Here is a 21,046-nt window from a genome sequence, read left to right as displayed (position 1 = left end):
CGGCTGTTGTTTTTTTGCAAAGCTTCTCTTTTTATTCTTTCAGTTTCCGGTAAAGCTTCTGTACAAACTGCACATCCTCTCTGGTAAGTTTCTTATGGCTATACGCTGCCACTTCAAGAATCTGAAGATAACGCTCCTTTTCTTCCATGCTCCAGCCCCCATAATTTAAAAGCTGTTCCCGGAATGCCCGGTCGGATTGTACTTTTGCATTTACAATGCCCTTCCGCCGTAAAATACGATAAATCTGGTTCGAATTCCAACGGATGATACGCTTGTAACTATGTGTTCCCTTCTTCCGTTTTCCTTCTATCGCTCTTAAGTAATACCAGATACCTGCTACAAGAAGCAGAATGATGATTACCACAGCAATCAAAATGACCTTTAAACGGCTTCCCTTTTTATTCTGTTTTCCTGCCTTATTGCCATCCTGCATGGAATTTTCTGTATTCCGGTTTTCCGTGCCCTGATTTTCCGTATCCGGGTTTTCTGTATCCTGACTTTCTGTGTTTTGATTTTTTGTATTCTGATTTTCCGTATTTGGCATTCCGCTGCCGGATAAATCCGACTGACTGTCATCTTTGGAACTGTCCTGATAATCACTTCGCTCCAGCGTAATTAGGTCAGCTGTTCTGCCATCATTCATCCGGATGGTAATGCTGTCACTTTCCTGCTGAATCTCCAGACGGTCAATGCCGGTTTTATTTCCCGGTGTCATTTCCACCGGCACCCAGCCAACACTGTCTATATAGATTTCCGTCCAGGCATGTGCCTGATTATCAAGAACCTCTGCCGTATAATTACCATCACTGTCCATCTTAAACTTCGATGTACTTACAGCATAGCCGCTGACATACCGTGCCTTAATTCCCATCTGCCGCAGAAGCAGTGTTCCCGCACTGGCAAAATGCTGACAGAAGCCTTCCTTCGTATCAAACAGAAAATGTTCTGTTACATCCTGTCCCCATGGCACATTGTCCAAATCCAGATTATAGTTACACTTCGCCAGTTCCCGTTTCACCAGATAGACTGCATAGATTTCCTTAAAGTTATAAATATTATCATAATAAGTACCATTCTCAGTAAATCGGTTATCTACAAAATCCGAATAATCTCTTTCATACTCCGCTTCCAACTGATTTCCCAGTTCCCGGATTCTTGTGAGATTTTCCGGCACATACGTATATTTTTCCGTATACTTATTATATTTCTTTATAAATGCCCATTCGTCTTCCGGTAATTTACTGTTAAACCCAGCCAAATCATACCGCCAGCTATTCATATTCTCTATAATTTCATTTACTTCCGATTCGCTCAGTGTCTCATTCCGGTCCACATAAGCACCATCTGCCAAATCTGCTGTAAACAAAGCATTCATATAAAGATGTGACATGCTGTTTCTTATGGTTCCGTCTACTTCCAGAACGTCATTGCCATTTCGGAGCACAGTACGGTCTCCATCCATAAGAACCCCGGCGGGCTGCCGTTCATCCTGATAATAGCTTGCCAACGTATAGTATGGCAGGTATGCATAGGGGTCTTTCTCATCAAAATACTGCACCCGGTAAATGGTATCCCAGTAATAGGTATAATAGCTCTGGGTATATGCCAGAATATTCTGTACCTGTTGTCCCGCGGTCTGTTCCTTAAGACTGCTGTCTGCTTCCTGCATGGCAGTCACAAAATCACTGGAATCATAAGTCTTCCAGCTTCCATTTTTGTAATAATCGCCTACATAACCTCTTAAATATACCGTATCATCCGGTATCTGATAAGCAGTCACTTCCATAACCGGCTTGTCCTCAAATTCCGGTGCCATATTGCTGACCCGTCCCGTCTGATGGAAGGAGAAAATATCTTTACCAAAAGGAATTTCTGCCAAAAGATTGGCAGCTGTCATTGCCATTTCTGTTACCATATCCTGTGCAGTTTTTTCAATTTCACTTCTTCTTGCCACCATTTCTTTGGCTTTCGGTTCTGCCACTCTAAATACCAGCGAAGAAACAACTACCGCCACCACCAGAAAAAGGCATACTGCTTTCTGCCTTAGATATTCCAACTGCTTTAATTCCACCCGGCCGGCAGCCCGGTAACCAAAGCTTCCTGCCGCAGCCAGTGAGAAACAAATCAATGCCCGCTTTGATGGTGCATAGCCCACCGCAAAATCCAGCATTATAAGAAGTAGCGGTGGAATCAACACTCCAGCCAGCCGTTTTCTTACCACCAGAAAATAAATCTGCAGAATAGACAAGATAACTAACAGCCATGCTGTTACTGCTACCACCGGATTTAAATCAAGATACCGTTCAAATCCGGATACAATCTGCACATTATAGTACATATTGATTTTCTGCACTACCAGCCGGATCAGTCCTGCCATCCCGGGATAAAGTTCCTTCCTGCCAAGCACCAGTCCCACCAGCAGTTCTCCCACAGGCAGCAGCCACTTGTCCGCCTTCTTAAAATAGGAAAAAGAAAACGTCAATGCTGCCGCAGAAACAGAAACCCATATCAATACAGGCTTTCCAAACCGGTTAGTCAGAAAGATGTCTCCAAATATAAAGAACATGGAAAGCTCCCAAAGTACAGCCAGCAGGCTCTGCATTCCCACACGCATGACCTGCGGCGGCAATGCAATTTTTCCTGCCCGCCGTCCTTTCTGCGAATACCGTATGTTTCCGGTCTTTTTCATAACCGATGCATATGTTTTCTTCTTTTTTCTCATACTCTAATCTCCGCTTTTGCGAAATCTTCTATTTCCGTTCCTGCCACAATAAGTTTTCCTGCAAGGTTCATTTCTATCTTTGTAACTGCTGTCTCACCCCGGTATTTCTCCTGATATAAAAGTGCAATATCCATCTTTTCCCGGCTCTGAACCGCTCCATACAAAAGCAGAATAAAATAATATACCTTCTCTTCCTTATCTACCCTTACCCGGATGAGGTCATGTTCCTTTTCATCATACCATGCGATATAATGAGGGCACTGTTTTTCCACCAGTCCAAAAGAAATCGAAATTACCATTTCAAAAAAGTGGTTTCTCTGCTTCTCCGTCTCTTTCTGTCCTCCGCTGATGTCAAGAAGAATCACCACCGGACAGCCCATCGGCTGGCTGTTTTCCCGCACCATCAGTTCATCTTCTTTTGCCGATAATTTCCAGTGAATATTCTGGATTTTATCTCCCGGCTGAAAGGAACGGATCTGAAATACCTCAGATACGTCATCTCCCCCGGTTTTATCATCATATACTTCCGATTCTCCCTGAAAATACCGGGAAGCTAATCCCACCTCTATCATTACCGGTGTTATCTTTGGCATAATGGAAAGCCGTTCCTCATAGCGCACATACCTGGTCAGATAGCCGATTCCAAGCAGGCCATAAAATCTTACCCGAACCAGCCGGAATGTATAATTTCCACTGCTTTTTGATGCTACCTCCACGCTCATCCGGCTGCTGCTCTTTGCATCCGCCGCCGTCTGTATGGATAACTTTCTCTTTTTCCTGCCAAAGGAGTTCTGATAATCCATCCGGTATACCACCTTCGGCAATGGCAGCCTGCTCCGGTTTTCCGTCACCGCACAGATCATAACGCCTTCTTCCTGCTCTGCCATAACAATCGGAATCTGAATCCGGCATTTTACCCGAAGCATCATATATAAAATATAGCCATAGCCTAAAAACAGCATTACTCCGCAGCAAATCGACAAAAGTATCAATGCCGGGCAGGTATAAATGGTTCCAAGATATCCTAATGCACCAACAATAAGTACAAGTATCAGTCCTGTTGCCATAGGCTACTCTTTTCCCTTAAATGAAGTTGGTTTTGTGGTATCTTCCATAATTTTTTCAAGAACTGCTTCCCCGGACACCCCGGTGACCCGTGCTTTGGTATTTAATACGATTCTATGCTTTGTGACATCATAAAAAACATCCTCTACATCAGCCGGAATCACATAATCTCTCTCATTTAAAAATGCATTGGCACGCACCATTTTCGTCAGTGCCACCATTCCACGCGGACTGACGCCCAGCTCAATATAAGGATTTTTTCTGGTGGCATGAATCAGCGCCATCATATATTCATAAATTCTGTCATGTATAAAAATATTTTCTACGGTTTCTTTCATTGCCTGCAGCTGCGCCCCTGTCATCACACCTTCTATGCTCTCATAGCTCTGTCCGATGCTCTTTCCTTTGGCAATCTCAATCTCACTTTTCAAATCCGGGTATCCCATGCTCATACAAATCATGAAACGGTCTAACTGGGATTCCGGCAGCATCTGTGTCCCGGCACTTCCCTTCGGATTCTGGGTTGCCATTACAAGAAATGGTTTCGGAACCGGATGACTGATGCCATCTACCGTCACTTTTCCCTCTTCCATAACCTCTAACAGGGCTGACTGGGTCTTTGGAGAAGTCCGGTTAATCTCATCCGCCAAAAACAGATTGCACATGACTGCACCCGGATGATAATAAAAGCCGCTCTGCTCCTTATCATACATGGAAAATCCCAAAATATCCGCCGGCAGCACATCCGGCGTAAACTGTACCCTGTGATTTTCAAGGCACAATGCCCTCGAAAAAGCCAGTGCCAGCGTTGTCTTTCCCACTCCCGGTACATCTTCAATTAAAATATGTCCTCCTGCTAAAATTGCACAGAATGCCTTCCGGATACAATCATCTTTTCCTTTTACGCTTTTTTTGATTTCATTTTGAACCCGCTTTGATAATTCCACCGCCTGCTGTAATTCCATCCTTCTCCTCCTGCCTTGAGTCTGCTTTCTGTTTTCTGGCTCTTCTCTATTTCCTATCATTCTCTATTTTTTGTCTCTAGTTCAGAAATGTTTCTCTTACTTCACAAGTTTCTTCTGTCCCTGAATCTTTTTTACCAGCCATACCGAAACTAACGCCAGTACGGTTCCAATCACCACTCCTGCCAACACATCCGATGGATAATGCACCCCTACATATAACCGTGAATATGCAATCAGAACAGCTGCAATTAATGCCATTACTCCATATTTTTTAGGAAGCTCTTTCCATAATACAATTGCTGATGCGAAAGAACTTCCGGTATGTCCCGATGGGAAAGAATAATCTGACTGCTTTTCAATTAAAAGTTTCAATCCATCAACCACTTCATAGGGTCTGGTTCTTGCCACCAGATTTTTAAGTATAATATTGTCTACAATTAACGAACCAATTAATGCCAGTGCCGACATATAGCCTACGTTTCTCGTCTTCTTGTCCAACAAAAGCACAATGGTTATCAGAATCCATAAGATTCCAGCATTTCCAAGATTTGTAATATCCTTCATCACGGAAGTCAGTGCCGGGAATCGCAGATACTCCTGTATCCATAATAAAATCTGCCCATCTATATGTAATAACTGTTCTAACATGATATGTTCCTCTTCTTTCCGTACGTTTTCATCACTTTTACTGCTGCTTATAGTATACCGTGTTTCCTTTGATTTCGAAACAACTTAATGAAATATTAAAAAAATAAACGCCAGCCATTCCCAAGCAACGCAAAACAGGTCATCCCAGCCCTCACAAGCTGAATATGACCTGTTTCTTTCTACATAAATTGCTTTTTATTACTTACTGAATATCTTCTTCCTGAATCGGATTCATGTCAAGTCCACGGTTGGCATCTGCCTTTGGATCATCTCCGAAATGATAATCTTTACCAGGTAAGATTGCATTTAAGATAATTCCGGCTAAAGCTGCGATTGCAAGTCCGGTTAAGGTAATGCTGGTTCCTGCAATGGTAAAGGTAAGTCCATTGGAAAATCCAAGTCCGCTGACTAAGATTACTGCTGCAATGATTAAGTTACGGGATTTGGTAAAATCAACGTGATTTTCTACTACGTTTCTGACACCGATTGCAGAGATCATACCATAAAGCATGAAGCTGACACCACCGATGATTGCAGATGGCATGGAGCCAATGATTTCAGCCATTTTCGGAATAAAGCTTAATATAACTGCAAATACAGCTGCAATACGGATCACTCTAGGGTCATGCACACGGCTTAATTCCAATACACCGGTATTCTCACCATATGTAGTATTTGCAGGACCACCAACCATACCTGCAAATGCGGTTGCAAGTCCGTCACCGATTAAGGTTCTGTGAAGTCCCGGATCTTCGATGAAGTTCTCACCAACAGTTGCAGAAATTGCAGACATATCTCCGATATGCTCCATCATAGTTGCCAGTGCGATTGGTGCCATAACCAAGATTGCAGTCAGGTTAAATTTGCATAACTGGAATGGAGGAAGTCCTACCCAGCTTGCAGATGCTACTTCGGTAAAGTTTAAGATAGCACTTCCATCCGGATTAGTCAGTCCTGCTGCCTGCATAATCAGTGCTGCTGCATAGGAAATGACAACACCTAAAAGAATCGGGATAATGCGGAACATTCCTTTTCCCCAGATGTTAAAGATAATGATAACTGCCAGTGCAATCAGTGCAAGAATCCAGTTGGTGGATGCATTGTTTACTGCAGATGGTGCAAGGGAAAGGCCGATACAGATGATGATTGGTCCTGTTACAACAGGTGGCAGGAAACGCATTACTTTCTTTACTCCTACGACCTTGATAACAAGTGCAAGAATCAGATATAAAGCTCCTGCGACAACAATACCACCACAGGCATATGGAAGCTTCTCTCCCATGGTCATGTCTGCAAAGACTCCGGTATCCAACTGTGCAATCGTAGAAAATCCTCCTAAGAATGCAAAGGATGAACCTAAGAATGCAGGTACTTTTAATTTGGTACAAAGGTGGAAGAATAAAGTTCCAAGACCGGCACAGATTAAAGTAACCTGTACGGAAAGGCCTTCTCCCTCAAAATAGCTGTTCACCAGAATCGGCACAAGAATGGTTGCGCCAAACATTGCGAACATGTGCTGAAGTCCTAACAACAGCATCTTCGGAACACCAAGTGTCCGTGCGTCGCGAATTGCGTCTTTTCGTTCGTTCATAACGAAAGCTCCTCCTTAAAATATAATGTGTGATATCCGTGGAATTTTATTTTCCACTTCTGCGGTGCTTTTCATGCATTTTTCTGTTGCTATGCTGCATCCGCTTTAACTACGGGAAACATATTTTCCCGCATAAAACAGGTAACCCACCGAAATGGCAGATTACCTGTTATTATCTAAATTTGTTCCAACGTCTCAATTGCTTTGGCAATATATGGGTTGTCCATAGTATAAAATTGTCCTGCATCGGCAGCTTTTGCATATGCCGGATCCAATGGAAGTTTTCCAAGAACGGACAAATCAAGGTCTGCTGCGATTTCATCAATATGGCTTTCTCCAAATAAGGAAATCTCTTTTCCACAATCCGGACATTTTAAATAGCTGTAATTTTCAACGATTCCAAGGACAGGAACATTCATCATCCCTGCCATGTTATATGCTTTCTTTACAATCATCTGAACCAGTTCCTGCGGAGAAGTTACGATAATGATTCCTTCTACCGGAAGAGACTGGAATACAGTCAGTGGAACATCTCCGGTTCCCGGTGGCATATCTACGAAAAGGTAATCAATGTCACCCCATACCACGTCACTCCAGAACTGCTTTACTACGCCGGCAACGACTGGTCCACGCCATACAACCGGTGTTTCTTCTGTATCAACCAATAAATTTACAGACATAATCCTGGTTCCGTCTTCTGCCACTGCCGGAAGAATCTCTTTTCCATCTCCGACTGCTTTTCCGTGAATTCCATACATCTTTGGAATGGATGGTCCGGTAATGTCGGCATCCATAATACCTACTTCATAACCTTTCTTACGCATAGCGGCTGCCATGGATGCTGTGACAAAAGATTTTCCAACACCACCTTTACCGCTGACTACGCCGATTACATGCTTTATGGATGAATGTGCATTCATTGGCTCTTTCTGAAACTTTATTGCCATTTCTATTCCCTCTTTTCGCTAAACAGGCGGTGTACGTGATCGACACCGCCTATATTTTTATTAAAACCTCATTATTACTATCATACCTTACTGATAGATACTTTTCAAGATATCAGTTTGCACAAAAATTGATACCTTATGCATTTCTCTTCGAAAGGATTTCTTTTAAGCTCTCCGTATATGGCTCTCTTGCGATTCCATACTCTGTTACAATTCCGCTTATTAAATCGTGATCTGTCACATCAAATGCCGGATTGTATACTTTGACGCCTTCCGGTGCCATCCGCTCCTGATACCACATCTCCGTCACTTCCTCTGCCGGACGCTCTTCAATGCAGATATCATCTCCGGTTGCTGTATTTAAGTCAATGGTAGAGGTCGGTGCACAGACATAAAAAGGTACATGATACCGCTTTGCTACCGTTGCCACAACGGAGGTTCCGATTTTATTTGCGGTGTCTCCATTGGCTGCCACCCGGTCGCAGCCTACAAATACTGCCTGTACCAGTCCCTGTTTCATAACGGTGCCAGACATATTATCACAAATCAGAGTCACATCCACCCCTGCTGCATGCAGTTCAAAAGAAGTAAGTCTCGCCCCCTGCAAAAGAGGTCTTGTCTCATCTGCAAATACATGAAAATGATAACCTCTTTCCTCCCCCAGATAAATCGGTGCTGTAGCAGTTCCATATTTACTGGTGGCAAGCTGTCCGGCATTGCAATGGGTCAAAATACCATCACCCGGCTTCACCAATGTCAGCCCGTGTTCTCCGATACTTTTGCAGACCCGGATATCTTCTTCCTGAATCTCAAGGGCTTCTTTATGAAGCAATTCTTTTATCTCTGCAACCGGCTTATTTTTATTTGCAATACAGACTTTCTCCATCCGGTTTAATGCCCAGGAGAGATTGACTGCGGTCGGACGGGAAGAATTCAAATATTCTTTCTGTTTCTGAAAAGCTTCATAAAAGACTTCATAATCCTCTGTTTCAATTTCTTTTGCCAGAAGATAAATGCCAAAGCCTGCTGCTACACCAATTGCCGGTGCGCCACGGACTTTTAATAAATAAATGGCATCCCAGATTTCCTGTGCACTCTTTAACCGGATCAGTTCTATCGTTCCCGGCAGCTTTGTCTGGTCGATGATTTCAATGGCATTCTCTGCATCTAAGAGTGTAACCGTTGCATAATCCATAATATTCTTACTGTTTTTTTCCTTCTCCATAGCCTTATCTCCTACTTGTCCTGAGCCTTTATTCTGGCATTCAGTTCTTCTAAATACTCCCAGCGTTCCATCTTATGCTCTAATTCATCTTCCACTTTTATCTTCTCCTGGGTCAGCTCATTTAACTTTACAAAATCACTGGCAAAGCTTCCCATCTTCTCATCCAGTTCTTCTAACTTTGCTTCCAAAGCTGCAATATCGTCCTCAATGGTCTCATAATCCTTCTGCTCCTGCCAGGTAAATTTCAACTTCCTGCCGCTCTTCCAGGTCGCCCTGGAATCCTTCTTTTCGGCATTCTCTGTGGCATCTGCGTTTTCCGTCTGGTCTGCTTTCTTCCCGGAAGTCTCTGTGCCTGCATTTCCCACTGCTGTCTCATCCTCCGGCCGCTTGGCAAGATAATCCGTATAACCGCCCTCATACTGTCTTATGTTTCCCTGTTCAAATGCAAAAATCCGCTTTGCGATACGGTCAAGGAAATACCGGTCATGGGATACCGTAATGACGATTCCATCATAATTATCAAGATAATCCTCTAAAATTGCCAGTGTGGTAATATCAAGATCATTGGTTGGCTCGTCCAAAATCAGTACATTCGGTGCTTCCATCAATACACGAAGCAGATTCAGTCTCCGCTTTTCTCCACCGGAAAGTTTTCCGATAACACCATACTGTTCTTCCGGTGGGAATAAGAAACGCTCCAACATGGCTGATGCGGACACCAGTCCATCCTCTGTCCGGACATATTCTGCCGTATTGCGGATATATTCAATAACCTTTAAAGACGGATCCATATAGGCAACTCCCGCCGATGCATCCTTTTCAATCTCCTGGGAATAATAGCCTATCTTTATGGTCTGTCCGATAACCAGTTCTCCGGCATCCGGCTTTACCCTGCCATCGATAATCTTCATCAAAGTGGTCTTACCGCATCCATTATGTCCCACAAATCCGACTCTGTCATTCTTAAGAAAGATATAGGAAAAATCCTCAATCAGCTTTTTTTCTCCATAGGATTTACTGATATGATGAAGCTCTACCGTCGTCTTTCCCATACGGCTGGAAACCGAGCTTAATTCCACCTGCTTATCAAACTGTGGTCCCGACTGGTCTCTAAGATTCTCATAACGTTTGATATGGGCTTTCTGCTTGGTAGACCTTGCCCTTGCGCCCCGCTGCATCCAGGCGATCTCCTTGCGAAGGATGGACTGCCGCTTCCGTTCCCCGGCAACTGCCATATCCATACGCTCCTGCTTCAGATTCAGATAACCGGAATAATTTTCCTGATAACTGTAAATGGAGCCTTTATCAATTTCTGCAATACGGTTACATACGCTGTCCAGAAAATACCGGTCATGGGTTACCATAATCAGTGTTCCCTTAAAGCCCTTTAAGTATCCTTCCAGCCACTCTGCCATATCTGCATCCAGGTGGTTGGTAGGCTCGTCTAACAGCAGAATATCGCAGGGTGTTAAAAGTACTGCCACAAGAGCCAGACGTTTTCTTTCTCCACCGGATAAGTTTTTCGTCTTTTCTTCAAAATTATATACGCCAAGTCTTGTGAGCATGGATTTTGCCTTGCTCTCTAAATTCCACATCTGATAATCTTCCCCGGAAGCATCTGCCTGATTTTTCCGGTGTGCCGCTACCAGTACACTTTCTAAAACAGTCTCTTCTTCTCCAAATTCCGGCATCTGCGGAAGATAGCGGATTACCGCATGATTTGCCTTGGTGATTTCTCCAGCATCCGGTTCCTCTAAGCCTGCCAGCATTTTCAGTAAAGTGGATTTTCCGGTTCCGTTAATTCCCACAATTCCGACTTTCTCTCCTTCCTGCAAATAAAAGGAGGTATTGGAAAATAACTTTCTTCCGGTAAATGTCTTGGTTATATTCTCTGCTGATAATAAATTCATAAAGGTCTCCTGTATTTCTTTTTCATTCTTATTGGCAATAATTTTCTATCACAATACATATTTACATTTGACTGCTCACTGGCTATACTGTAATGCATAGCACAACTATTCAGGAGGTAATATATGTATCATAGAGCATCTGAATTAAAACATATTTTTAACGAAAATATGAAAGGCGGAACCGGCACCGTTGAGATTATCCGTTCCGTCAATCCTATAGACTATGAAAGCCCAGCCAAGATGATTGCAAAACTCATCTTAAGACCGGGCTGTTCTCTCGGAAAGCATATGCATGAAGGGGAAGAAGAAATCATCACCATTCTCTCCGGTCATGCAGCCTATGACGATAACGGAACCATCGTTGCTTTAGAAGCCGGTGATACCTGCGTCTGCAAAAGCGGAGAGTCCCACAGCATTGCAAATGCTTCTCCAAAAGAAGATCTCATTCTCTTTGCTGTCATTAATTATCTTGCCTAATTACCGGCAAAATAAGCATCAATCCCATTGGCGATTCCCTGTGCAATCTGAGTCTGATAAGAGTCCGTTGCCATATTGGAATCTTCGGTGGGATTTGTCATATATCCCATTTCTACAATTGTTACCGGTACGGTACTCCAGTTAATTCCACTCATGGTATCAGTCTCCCACACATATTCCTTCTTTGCACCGGTCTGTGCACACAGACTATCCAGTATATTCTGGGAAAGAGAACGGCTCTGGCTGTAAAAGCTTCCTACATACGGATTGGACGCCGTCTGGCAGATTGTCATAGCCCCATTGGCTCCGCTGTTGGTAGATCCGTTGGCATGTATACGGACAAATGCTTCTGCTCCCGCATTGGTTGCAATGGCTGCCCGCTCGCTGTTACTGAGATTCACATCATTGGTTTCTCTTGTCATGACTACGGTATAACCTCTTGCTACCAGTTCATCCCGCAATTTTAAGCTGACGGATAAGTTAAGCTGATATTCTGTCTGTCCGGTTGCAACGCCGGATGTTCCTCCGGTTACTCTTGCCTTGGTCTCAGAAGATCCCGGTGCTACCGGCTCCGGTGTACTGTCTCCTCTGCTCTGATGTCCCGGGTCAATGCAGATGACATGTCCACCGCTTCCGGATGTAATTCCGGTTCCCGCACTTCCAGTCAATGCTACCGGCTCCTGCGGCTTCTCTGTGGTCAGATAATCGGATGCTATATAATAAGTTCCTTCATCCAATGAAACCTGGCTCCAGCTTCCATCATTTGCAGTGCGGGTAAGTTCTTTTCCCGCAGATAATTTCTTATAAACCTCTGCATCGGTAGAAGGTTCTACCCTCACATTGACTCTTGTTGTCGTATAAACAGTCTCTTCTGCATAAACTACCGTATCCGGATTCAATACTGCCGGAACATGCTCTGTTTCCGTCTCTGTTTCTGTTTCCGTATCTACAACTTCTTCGGTGTCAATTACATTTTCTGTTGTTGGTACCTCTGTATTTGTTAATGTTTCTTCGGTATTCACATTCGCAACTGTATCGTCTTTTTTATCCTTCCCGCAAGCGGTCAGAAATACCAGACACATAACAAGCAACAGGCATACGGTAACTGCCGAGTGCCTGCTGCCCTTATGGAATGTGCTTCTTTCTGATGTTCTCATAGATTCCCTCACATTTCCCTTATATCATCTTACTTATGAATCAAAGTTCCCTTTAATCCGCTGACGCCATCTAATGCTTCCTCCAAGTTGGCAATCAGTACGGAACGGACTGCAGAATTACCGATATAATCGATTGCTGCCTGAATCTTCGGAAGCATGGTTCCTTCTTCAAACTGTCCCTCGTCCATATACTGTTTTGCTTCTTCTACGGTCATCTCATCCAATGGCTGTTCATTGGCTGTACCATAATTTAAGCATACCCGCTCTACACTAGTTAAGATAATGAGCTGGTCAGCATCTAAAAGCTCTGCAAGTCTGCCTGCTGCAAGGTCTTTTTCAATGACTGCGCTGGCACCTTTTAGATTATTATCCTGCTCTAATACAGGAATACCGCCACCACCACAGGCAATTACTACCTGGTCTGCATCGGAAAGTGCACGGATGGCATCAATTTCTACGATGTCCATTGGCTTTGGAGCTGCTACGATACGGCGGTATCCATCGCCCTGTTTTACCGTATGGTTACCTTTCTTCTCTTCTGCTTCTGCCTCTTCCTCTGTCATGACACGGCCGATAATTTTGGTTGGATGATAAAATGCTTCATCGTATGGGTCTACGGTTACCTGTGTTAAAACAGTAGATACCGGTTTGTAAATTCCACGGTTTAATAATTCGGTACGAATGGCATTCTGCAAATCGTATCCGATATAGCCCTGACTCATAGCAGAGCAGACAGACATCGGAGTAGCAGTATATTCCGGATAAATTCTTGCGAATTCAGCCATTGCAGTATGTATCATTCCCACCTGTGGTCCATTGCTGTGGGAAAGAACTACCTGACAGTCATCCTTAATATAATCTCCGATTGCTTTTGCGGTAAGCTTGGTTGCTTTCTTCTGTTCCGGAAGTGTTGTTCCCAATGCTTCATGTCCTAATGCAATCACAATTCTCTTCTTTTTCATGTTACAATCCTCCAATTCTATGCCCAAAGATTTTCCGGATAGACACCGTCTTTAATCAGTCCGCGGATGGAATCCACAACAAATGGTTTGTCCTCTAAATAAGTAACTCCAAACCAGCGGTCTGCTGTCTCATAAACTTTTACGGTTGCCTTATCCTGATTCAAAAGCAATTCCACAATATTTGGCAGCAGATACTCTTTCTTCATCGGATTGTCTTCAATATGTGCTAAGAACTCACGGAAGCCCTCTTCCAGATAATCAATAAAATCCGGATAGCCAGCCCACATGTTCATAGATACATTTACATCCGGGTGAATCCATTCTGCCACATCAGCTTCTTCACAATGTACTTTTCCTTTTTCATCGGCATAGATGCTGTGTGTCTCTAAAATTTTTTCAAGATAGCCACTCTTTTCATCTACCACACAGACACCACGGGTAACGGTTCCGTTATCACTCAGTGTGTTCTTCAGGATATATCCAGCCATTCCAAGGCGGAATCTTTCCTTATCCTCTTCATGATTTACCAGAAAATCATGCATCTTTACAAATGCTTCTTTTCCGTAATAATCATCTGCATTGATGACTAAAAATGGTTCCTTCACTACGCCTTTGCAGCATAATACTGCCTGACCGGTTCCCCATGGTTTTGTTCTGCCTTCCGGCACTGTAAAGCCTTCCGGTATATCATTGATATCCTGGAATACATAATCTACTTCTACCTGTTTTCCGATTCTGTTTCCAATGATTTCTTTAAAATCCGCCTCAATATCCTTGCGAATGATAAATACAACCTTATCAAAACCTGCGTCCACCGCGTCATAAATGGAATAGTCCATAATAATCTCGCCATTTGGTCCCATTTTCTCAAGCTGCTTAATTCCGCCGCCAAAACGGGAGCCAATGCCTGCCGCCATAATAATCAGTGTTGTTTTCATTCGTATTCTCCTCAACCTTATTTTTAAAACTTTTTTCTCTCTACCCTTTTCTTTTTTCCTCTATTTCACTGTTCTTACCTAATGATTTCTCCACTCGCCAGCTCTAAAAGCGTGTTGACTCACTTGTGCCTGCTATTTCATGTATTCTTTGTAGCCGACTTCCTGAAGCTTCTTATCCTTTGCTTCTACCTGCTCTTTTAAATTCTTAGAATATTCTTTTAATCGTGCCAATAATGCATCATCTGATGTTGCAAGAATCTTTGCTGCAAGAATTCCTGCATTTGCGCCACCATTGATTGCAACGGTTGCTACCGGAATACCGGTCGGCATCTGTACGATAGAATAAAGAGAATCTCTTCCGCCTAAAGATGTGGTATGCATTGGAATTCCGATTACCGGCATAGGGAAGATTGCTGCACACATTCCCGGAAGATGTGCTGCCATTCCTGCTCCTGCGATAATTACTTTAAATCCTTTGCTCTCTGCGCTCTTTGCATATTCAAAAAATACATCCGGCTCACGATGTGCGGAAATAATTGTCATCTCATACTCGATTCCAAGCTGTTCCAAAATATCTGCTGCTTTTGCCATTACAGGCATATCTGAATCACTGCCCATTACAATTCCTACTTTTGCCATTTTCTTTCTCCTTTTCTCATAGATACTTGTCCTTTTAGTATACACTGTTTTACGCCGGAAATGAAGTCTTATTTTCCAACGGCTCATTCAGTTTTTCTGTGCCCGGTACTACAAACCTGCCATCTCTTATAATATCCCCGGTACTGCCATCTGCCCGTTCAATATAAATGCAGTCTAATTCATCATACGGTATCGTAATATCCGTATGGCAGTTAAAGTATGCCTTACTCTCGTCTTCTTTCCGAAGAATTGAGATTTCATTGTCCCTTGCCACAATTTCTTTGCCATCCGGATTATAAACCGGCGTATCCTCTGCCTGGGAATAACAGGTATCTCCCACTGCAAAATGTGGACCTGTCTTCTCTGCAATCAGAATCGGCAATTTATCTGCAATATCAAAGTCCTTTGCCATCCGGTATGCCGTGGTGTTGGTTCCAATAGCAAACTCCCCTAACGGCAGCGTATCATGGTGCATCAGCACATTATCATAAATATATTTATGGTTCCCTTCTTCACTGTCAAAATTACTGCAACTGTAATCCACAACTTTTCCATCTTCAAACGTCATTTTCAGGTTCTCATACCGGAGTCCGTTAAGATAGACATAAGATACATGCAGTACTCCGTGGGTTCCGGTCAGCACCGGTGAAGTAAATACTTCCCCTACCGGAATATTGACATCTGCCACGCAGTTTTCAAAGATAGTCTCTTCCTGTGGATTCTTAAGGCGGTATAATTCCACGGTCATATCTGTTTCGTTATTGCCTTTTCCCTTGATATGTGCCCGGACTCCCTGGTCTAATACTTCAATAATTTTCGCCTGCATATCCCGGTACAGGGTATAATCCAGTGTATTTAATTCTACCGTCTTATCAAAGATTTCTTCAAAGTTGCTGCCAATCTGCGGGAGCGGATAAGCAATAATCGTAAAGCTTCTTTCCTCTCCCTTAATATACTGATTGGTAATCTGCCCAGCCTGTGACGCATAATAGACATTTAATTCATTCTGCTTATCACTGTAATGGCAGGCAGTTTTTTTATTTTCCGGTTCAAATAACGGCTCTCCGAACACCTCGATTACAGCCGGACCTGCGTAGCCTGCTGCAAGTTCTTTCTTATCTTCATATACAGTCCGGAGTGTCTCTAATCGGCGTTCCACAAAGGCTTTATCTAAATATACTGCTTTATCTGCTTTATGGTCATAATCAAACTGACGGTTCACAGAAGCCGCATAGCAGCCCCGCTTGGAATTGCCGCGGTTACGGAAGGAAGAAAACGCCTCCCGGTAAATCGTCGGTTTTAATCCCATCTTCTCAAAATTTGCAATCGCTGCCCGCACCATGCGTTCCATTCCGATGGCATATTCCACATTTACGGTAGATTTTATGGATAAGTCTTTTCCAGTGGTAACAAAGCCAATCCGGTAGCCTTCCGTATAAGTATCTGCCATTGCCTGAATCTTCTCCTGCGGAAGCTGGTTCATATATTCTGCCATACGGATTTCATTTTCTCCGACTGGTTCTCCATAATAATAAAGGTATTTTAAATCCTGTAAATCAGAATCCATTACAATCCGGGTAAAGAAATCCCGGCTGGCATCTACCATTTCACAGACGCTGCGCTCTGTAAATAATTCACTGTAATCGTGGAAGAACCAGTAAATTGCCTGCTGCACTTCTTTCGGGGTTGTTCCCTCTTCGTCATTAAAACAGGTATAAACCTGGATAAACAATTCACAGAAGCAGGTATAGGCTTCCACATCGCCCTCATAAGCATAAGGGATCAGGTTCCGAAGCTCTGCATAGAGCATGCTAAGGAGTGTGCCGTATTCCTCGCCCAGGGTTATACAGGCATAATCCGGGTTGGCATAGCTTTCTTTATAATGTTCCGGCAAAATGTCCTCATACAATGCTTCATTTATCTTCTGTAATGTTTTCCTGCTCTGGCTGCAGAAGCTGTCATTTAATACCTGCCGCAATACTTCTTCCGTTTTTACAATAAATGCTGCCGTTCCTTTAAAATAAGCACGGAACGGCTCACAAACCTCCGGTTCTGCCGCAAGTTCATGTATCCGTTCCGTTACCAAATCCAGTCGTTCTGTAATTGCTTCTCTTTCTTCTGCGTTTAAATTCTGATATTCCATACTTTATATCCTTTATATTTCTAATTTTGCCTACAACAGAATACCGCCTGCATAGACAGCAATCCAGATAAGCAGTGAAAAAATCGAGAAAAATGTAGCAGCATACGGAATGCTGCGAAATGAATTTTCCTCCTTCAGGCTTATAATTGCAAGAATCACTGCGGCTAATGCTGCAAAAAAGGCCAGGATTCCATAGCAGGCTATGTATATGCTTAAATTACCGGCACTTCTGAATGCAAGAACTACCATCACCACAAAACTGACCAGTGACAGTAATGCCAGAACAAGTGCTGTAATTCCTCTTTTCGAAAGTGTTTTTTCTGTAAATTTATATTTTCTGTATCCTCTTCGTCTTTTTCTCATGTTCTTTCTCCCGATACCATATTGTACCGAAGTCTATTCTTTCTGCTCAAATTTGTGACACCGGATATGATTTGCCAGCAAAAATCCAACATATCCAATTGCCCCGCCGATGGTATTTAAAATCAGATCATCTACATCAAAGCTTCCTACCTTGGATACAAGCTGTACCAGTTCCACCAGCAGGCTGAAGTCAAAACTCAAAAGCACTATCCGGTAGAACTTTCTCTGATTATGTGCCAGTAATGGTAGCAGCATTCCATAAGGAATAAAAGCGACAATATTTCCCAGAAGGTTAAAGCAGACTGCTTTCGTCCCCAGTACCTTTCGGTAAATAATAAACCGCTTGATTTCTTTTAAGGGCATAAGATTATAATGGTAGCTTCTTTCGGAATAGGTTCTTCCCATCATTTCTGAGAAGAACAGGAAATAGCAAAGCAGACCCAGATATATTACGAATAAAATCCATGCTCCGATACGAAGCAGTTTTCTCGTCTTCTGACTCAATTCCTTTTCCCCATTTCATTTTTGCTGTTTATTTTGCCCCATACTGCTCATAATATTTATCAATTGCTTCTTTCATCTTATCATCAATGATAAGCCTGCCCTGGCAAGGACGGTTGTATAAACACTCTACCACATCTGCCATGCTGACAATTGCATTTGCAGGGAAACCATATTTCTCCCGAATCTCATCCAATGCGCATTTGTCTGTTTCAAGGCCTTTTTCCATACGGTTTAAGGATACCATCAGTCCAAGGATAGTTACGTCTCCCTGTGCCTGAATGATTGGGAATGTCTCCTGAATAGATTTTCCGGATGTCGTTACATCCTCAATAATAACAACACGGTCACCATCTTTGATTTTGCTTCCAAGCAAAATTCCGGTATCGCCATGGTCTTTTACTTCTTTACGGTTAGAACAGTAACGAATCTCTTTGCCATAAAGACGGCTAAATGCGATTGTTGTTGCAACAGAAAGCGGAATTCCCTTATATGCCGGTCCAAATAGCACATCAAAATCGGTACCATAGTGGTCGTGAATTGCTTTTGCATAATATTCTCCAAGGCGGGATAACTGTGAACCGGTTACATATGCACCTGCATTCATAAAAAATGGAGACTTTCTTCCACTCTTTAATGTGAAGTCACCAAATTTCAAAACCTCACTCTCCACCATAAATTCAATAAATTCCTGCTTATACTGTTCCATTTTATCTTAAAACCTCCTGTTTATAAGGCTTTCACGCCTTTATTATTGTCTCAAATTGCTTTACTACACACTTTTTACACACTTTACACCGCTTCCATCTTCCTCATCTCGTCAAACAAGGTATCATCTGTTACGTGACAATACAAATCCATTGTCAGCTGTAAGGAGCCATGTCCGAGAAGCTTCTGCACGCTCTTAGGCTGCATTCCGTTCTCGATTGCCCTTGTTGCAAAGGTGTGACGGAAACAATGAGGAGAGAACCTCTCAAATTCCGGGTGTTCCTTCTGAATTCGTCTCGTTGTTACATCCATACATTCCTGTACGATGAACTGCTGTGTAGGTCGATTGTTTCTGGTTACGAAAACCAGATTCTTGTATTCGTCCTGTGCTGTTTGTGCGTTCTTAAGCAGAATCTCCTGCCCGCGAACTCTTTGTTTTTTCAGAGCTTCCATAGCTCTTGTTGTTAAGGGAATGGTTCGCTTGCTGTTATGCGTCTTGGTATCATGCCATTCAAAGACATATTTGCCATCCTTGCGGAAATAGCATAAGGAACGTCTGACGTGTACAACCTTCTTTTCAAAGTCTACATCAGACCACTGAAGCCCCATCAACTCACCAATACGCATTCCTGTGTCGATTGCCACTACATATAAATTGTAGTAGAATGTGTCCTTCGCATAGCTAAAAAAAAGCTCCGTTTCACCTACCGTTAATACTCTACGTTCTTTCTTAACCTCTTTAGAAATCACAGTATTGATCTGCTTAGCAGAATTTTTGATAAGTAAATCAGAGTCTATTGCTTTCTCCAGCATATCGACCAGTATCTTTTTCGAATTCTTACGCTCATTGTCTGTTTCCAGTTCGTTAATCGCCTGCTGCATAATCAGTAAATTCAAGGATGTGAGTTTTCTCCATCCCAGAGCCTTCTGTATTCTGCGATAATGACCTGCGTATGTCTCCTTGGTGGAGTCTCTGCAATTCTTCTTGCAGGTATCCATCCAGATTTCATACCATTCGTCAAGCGTTACGTCCTTCGCAACAACATTGAGTGCCTTTTCATCCTCATACTGTTCGTTTCTAAGCTTCTGTCTTACCTCATTCAGCGTCTTTGCGTAAACCGTCTGCTTCTTGCCAAAACGATTCACGAATCTTCCCTGATAAAGACCATCCTTTCTCTGTGATAAGCCTTTACCTAATTCTTTACCATTAAGGGATTTACCCATTTATGCCTCCTTCCTAAGTGTAGAATAGGAAGGATTCCAAATATCGTCCCTATTCTACCATAAAACCTTACAATTATCAATCCGTTTCAAAAATTGAATTCTCATTTTGAAACTCCTCCGTGTTCTTATTTATGAAAGAATCTGATTCAGTAACCAGTGGTCTAATCTGCCCTTATGAGCATATAGTCTGTTACCGATTCTTACCGTGAAACCATTGGCCGGATTGGAAAGCAATTCTCTTGCTTTCGTCTGTCCAATACCAAGGTACTCACACATTTCCTTTACATTTAATAACGCTCTTGTATCAAGTTCTGTTTTCATGGTAGTCCTGCCTCCTCTCGTAATATTCTCATTAACCACCTTCTTTCCTACCCGCAATAAGCGGTTCCTAAAGTAAGATTGTTCCAGTACTCTTAGTTTGGTTTTCTACGTATCCACTGTCTGGATTCTTTAGCACCGATTTCTCACTACTGAAACCTGCCTGTGGGCCTCTCCTGCGCGAGATCATCTCCCACCCTTGACGGAAGTGTCTGTTCTTTGCTCCGCTTAAATTGCTTTAAGTATCATCGCAAAGTCCGTTGACTGTGAATACAACTCATGAAGTTTTCAATGTACAGTTAAAACATTTCGATATTCTTGTAGAACATAAGTTTGTTTTGTGTTATGATTGTTGTAGCCGATTTGCTTCATTTCTGATGCCGCCCGGCTACGTTTTGTAAGTTAATTGTAGTAAAATATAGAGAATAAAATAATTGACGGTCACTTGACCGCGACTTGACATAGAAACTTTTCAAAGAATGAAAATATAGAAAGACAGATAAGATAGATAGCGGGATTGATAAATCCTCTCTGAAAGGAGCA

Annotated in this window: 19 protein-coding genes; 1 reads left to right on the top strand and 18 read right to left on the bottom strand. The window is 42.8% G+C overall.

Features of this window, described 5'->3' with window-relative positions; translation table 11 throughout:
- Window positions 1-31: 31 nt before the first annotated feature.
- The 8 genes from DXB43_RS02325 to DXB43_RS02290 form a co-directional block, all read right to left on the bottom strand.
- The gene (locus DXB43_RS02325; protein ID WP_117946500.1) at window positions 32-2,722 is read right to left on the bottom strand and encodes a transglutaminase-like domain-containing protein; all 2,691 of its coding nucleotides are present in this window, start codon (window positions 2,720-2,722) and stop codon (window positions 32-34) included.
- Entirely contained in the window at window positions 2,719-3,789 is a 1,071-nt protein-coding gene (locus DXB43_RS02320; RefSeq protein WP_117946498.1) for a DUF58 domain-containing protein, read from the bottom strand. Before DXB43_RS02320 ends, DXB43_RS02325 begins: the two co-directional genes overlap by 4 nt.
- A 3-nt stretch (window positions 3,790-3,792) precedes the next feature.
- Entirely contained in the window at window positions 3,793-4,752 is a 960-nt protein-coding gene (locus tag DXB43_RS02315) for an AAA family ATPase (RefSeq protein ID WP_117946496.1), read from the bottom strand.
- A gap of 96 nt (window positions 4,753-4,848) precedes the next feature.
- Window positions 4,849-5,400 carry a phosphatase PAP2 family protein gene (locus DXB43_RS02310; RefSeq protein WP_117840565.1) on the bottom strand — a complete coding sequence of 184 codons (552 nt, stop codon included), beginning with the start codon at window positions 5,398-5,400 and terminating at the stop codon, window positions 4,849-4,851.
- Window positions 5,401-5,602: 202 nt separating this feature from the next.
- Window positions 5,603-6,991 carry a uracil-xanthine permease family protein gene (locus DXB43_RS02305; RefSeq protein ID WP_117946494.1) on the bottom strand — a complete coding sequence of 463 codons (1,389 nt, stop codon included), beginning with the start codon at window positions 6,989-6,991 and terminating at the stop codon, window positions 5,603-5,605.
- A gap of 176 nt (window positions 6,992-7,167) precedes the next feature.
- Window positions 7,168-7,938 (bottom strand): Mrp/NBP35 family ATP-binding protein, encoded by a 771-nt coding sequence (locus DXB43_RS02300; RefSeq protein WP_242988692.1) that lies wholly within the window; start codon window positions 7,936-7,938, stop codon window positions 7,168-7,170.
- A gap of 136 nt (window positions 7,939-8,074) precedes the next feature.
- Window positions 8,075-9,163 (bottom strand): S-methyl-5-thioribose-1-phosphate isomerase, encoded by a 1,089-nt coding sequence (mtnA, locus tag DXB43_RS02295; RefSeq protein ID WP_117946492.1) that lies wholly within the window; start codon window positions 9,161-9,163, stop codon window positions 8,075-8,077.
- Window positions 9,164-9,174: 11 nt separating this feature from the next.
- The gene (locus tag DXB43_RS02290) at window positions 9,175-11,073 is read right to left on the bottom strand and encodes an ABC-F family ATP-binding cassette domain-containing protein (RefSeq protein ID WP_117946490.1); all 1,899 of its coding nucleotides are present in this window, start codon (window positions 11,071-11,073) and stop codon (window positions 9,175-9,177) included.
- A 123-nt stretch (window positions 11,074-11,196) separates the two neighbouring features.
- Between DXB43_RS02290 and DXB43_RS02285 the strand changes: the two genes are divergently transcribed.
- Window positions 11,197-11,550 (top strand): cupin domain-containing protein, encoded by a 354-nt coding sequence (locus DXB43_RS02285; protein WP_022244169.1) that lies wholly within the window; start codon window positions 11,197-11,199, stop codon window positions 11,548-11,550.
- Here the strand turns inward: DXB43_RS02285 and DXB43_RS15360 are convergent.
- The 10 genes from DXB43_RS15360 to DXB43_RS02235 form a co-directional block, all read right to left on the bottom strand.
- Window positions 11,547-12,707, bottom strand: a complete 1,161-nt coding sequence (locus tag DXB43_RS15360; protein WP_022244168.1) for an N-acetylmuramoyl-L-alanine amidase — start codon at window positions 12,705-12,707, stop codon at window positions 11,547-11,549. The genes DXB43_RS02285 and DXB43_RS15360 overlap by 4 nt on opposite strands.
- A 29-nt stretch (window positions 12,708-12,736) precedes the next feature.
- Window positions 12,737-13,669, bottom strand: a complete 933-nt coding sequence (gene arcC, locus DXB43_RS02275; protein ID WP_022244167.1) for a carbamate kinase — start codon at window positions 13,667-13,669, stop codon at window positions 12,737-12,739.
- 17 nt (window positions 13,670-13,686) lie between these two features.
- Window positions 13,687-14,607 (bottom strand): sugar phosphate nucleotidyltransferase, encoded by a 921-nt coding sequence (locus tag DXB43_RS02270; RefSeq protein WP_117697503.1) that lies wholly within the window; start codon window positions 14,605-14,607, stop codon window positions 13,687-13,689.
- A 132-nt stretch (window positions 14,608-14,739) separates the two neighbouring features.
- Complete coding sequence (gene purE / locus DXB43_RS02265) at window positions 14,740-15,246, bottom strand: 5-(carboxyamino)imidazole ribonucleotide mutase (protein ID WP_022244165.1); 507 nt, start codon at window positions 15,244-15,246, stop codon at window positions 14,740-14,742.
- Between the two features lie 49 nt (window positions 15,247-15,295).
- Window positions 15,296-17,389: an aminopeptidase gene (locus tag DXB43_RS02260; protein WP_117946488.1), complete on the bottom strand. Its 2,094-nt coding sequence runs from the start codon at window positions 17,387-17,389 to the stop codon at window positions 15,296-15,298.
- A 30-nt stretch (window positions 17,390-17,419) separates the two neighbouring features.
- On the bottom strand, window positions 17,420-17,752 hold the full coding sequence (locus DXB43_RS02255; protein WP_117697499.1) for a DUF6142 family protein: 333 nt from the start codon (window positions 17,750-17,752) through the stop codon (window positions 17,420-17,422).
- Window positions 17,753-17,785: 33 nt separating this feature from the next.
- Window positions 17,786-18,256 (bottom strand): VanZ family protein, encoded by a 471-nt coding sequence (locus DXB43_RS02250; protein WP_117697497.1) that lies wholly within the window; start codon window positions 18,254-18,256, stop codon window positions 17,786-17,788.
- A 28-nt stretch (window positions 18,257-18,284) separates the two neighbouring features.
- A complete protein-coding gene (gene pyrE / locus DXB43_RS02245; protein ID WP_117946486.1) occupies window positions 18,285-18,962 on the bottom strand; it encodes an orotate phosphoribosyltransferase in 678 nt (225 codons plus the stop codon).
- A gap of 83 nt (window positions 18,963-19,045) precedes the next feature.
- Window positions 19,046-20,185, bottom strand: a complete 1,140-nt coding sequence (locus tag DXB43_RS02240) for a tyrosine-type recombinase/integrase (protein ID WP_008120472.1) — start codon at window positions 20,183-20,185, stop codon at window positions 19,046-19,048.
- A gap of 129 nt (window positions 20,186-20,314) precedes the next feature.
- The gene (locus DXB43_RS02235) at window positions 20,315-20,506 is read right to left on the bottom strand and encodes an excisionase (protein ID WP_015568191.1); all 192 of its coding nucleotides are present in this window, start codon (window positions 20,504-20,506) and stop codon (window positions 20,315-20,317) included.
- Window positions 20,507-21,046 lie beyond the last annotated feature (540 nt).

The organism is Roseburia sp. OM04-10BH (assembly GCF_003462605.1).
In the GTDB taxonomy this organism is placed as follows: domain Bacteria; phylum Bacillota; class Clostridia; order Lachnospirales; family Lachnospiraceae; genus Roseburia_C; species Roseburia_C amylophila.
This window is presented reverse-complemented; position numbering and strand designations above follow the sequence as displayed.

Bases quoted from the DNA above. Each gene is read 5' to 3' on its own strand.
- DXB43_RS02325 (WP_117946500.1), bottom strand. From the start codon at position 2,722: ATGAGAAAAAAGAAGAAAACATATGCATCGGTTATGAAAAAGACCGGA.
- DXB43_RS02320 (WP_117946498.1), bottom strand. From the start codon at position 3,789: ATGGCAACAGGACTGATACTTGTACTTATTGTTGGTGCATTAGGATAT.
- DXB43_RS02315 (WP_117946496.1), bottom strand. From the start codon at position 4,752: ATGGAATTACAGCAGGCGGTGGAATTATCAAAGCGGGTTCAAAATGAA.
- DXB43_RS02310 (WP_117840565.1), bottom strand. From the start codon at position 5,400: ATGTTAGAACAGTTATTACATATAGATGGGCAGATTTTATTATGGATA.
- DXB43_RS02305 (WP_117946494.1), bottom strand. From the start codon at position 6,991: ATGAACGAACGAAAAGACGCAATTCGCGACGCACGGACACTTGGTGTT.
- DXB43_RS02300 (WP_242988692.1), bottom strand. From the start codon at position 7,938: ATGGCAATAAAGTTTCAGAAAGAGCCAATGAATGCACATTCATCCATA.
- mtnA (WP_117946492.1), bottom strand. From the start codon at position 9,163: ATGGAGAAGGAAAAAAACAGTAAGAATATTATGGATTATGCAACGGTT.
- DXB43_RS02290 (WP_117946490.1), bottom strand. From the start codon at position 11,073: ATGAATTTATTATCAGCAGAGAATATAACCAAGACATTTACCGGAAGA.
- DXB43_RS02285 (WP_022244169.1), top strand. From the start codon at position 11,197: ATGTATCATAGAGCATCTGAATTAAAACATATTTTTAACGAAAATATG.
- DXB43_RS15360 (WP_022244168.1), bottom strand. From the start codon at position 12,707: ATGAGAACATCAGAAAGAAGCACATTCCATAAGGGCAGCAGGCACTCG.
- arcC (WP_022244167.1), bottom strand. From the start codon at position 13,669: ATGAAAAAGAAGAGAATTGTGATTGCATTAGGACATGAAGCATTGGGA.
- DXB43_RS02270 (WP_117697503.1), bottom strand. From the start codon at position 14,607: ATGAAAACAACACTGATTATTATGGCGGCAGGCATTGGCTCCCGTTTT.
- purE (WP_022244165.1), bottom strand. From the start codon at position 15,246: ATGGCAAAAGTAGGAATTGTAATGGGCAGTGATTCAGATATGCCTGTA.
- DXB43_RS02260 (WP_117946488.1), bottom strand. From the start codon at position 17,389: ATGGAATATCAGAATTTAAACGCAGAAGAAAGAGAAGCAATTACAGAA.
- DXB43_RS02255 (WP_117697499.1), bottom strand. From the start codon at position 17,752: ATGAGAAAAAGACGAAGAGGATACAGAAAATATAAATTTACAGAAAAA.
- pyrE (WP_117946486.1), bottom strand. From the start codon at position 18,962: ATGGAACAGTATAAGCAGGAATTTATTGAATTTATGGTGGAGAGTGAG.
- DXB43_RS02240 (WP_008120472.1), bottom strand. From the start codon at position 20,185: ATGGGTAAATCCCTTAATGGTAAAGAATTAGGTAAAGGCTTATCACAG.
- DXB43_RS02235 (WP_015568191.1), bottom strand. From the start codon at position 20,506: ATGAAAACAGAACTTGATACAAGAGCGTTATTAAATGTAAAGGAAATG.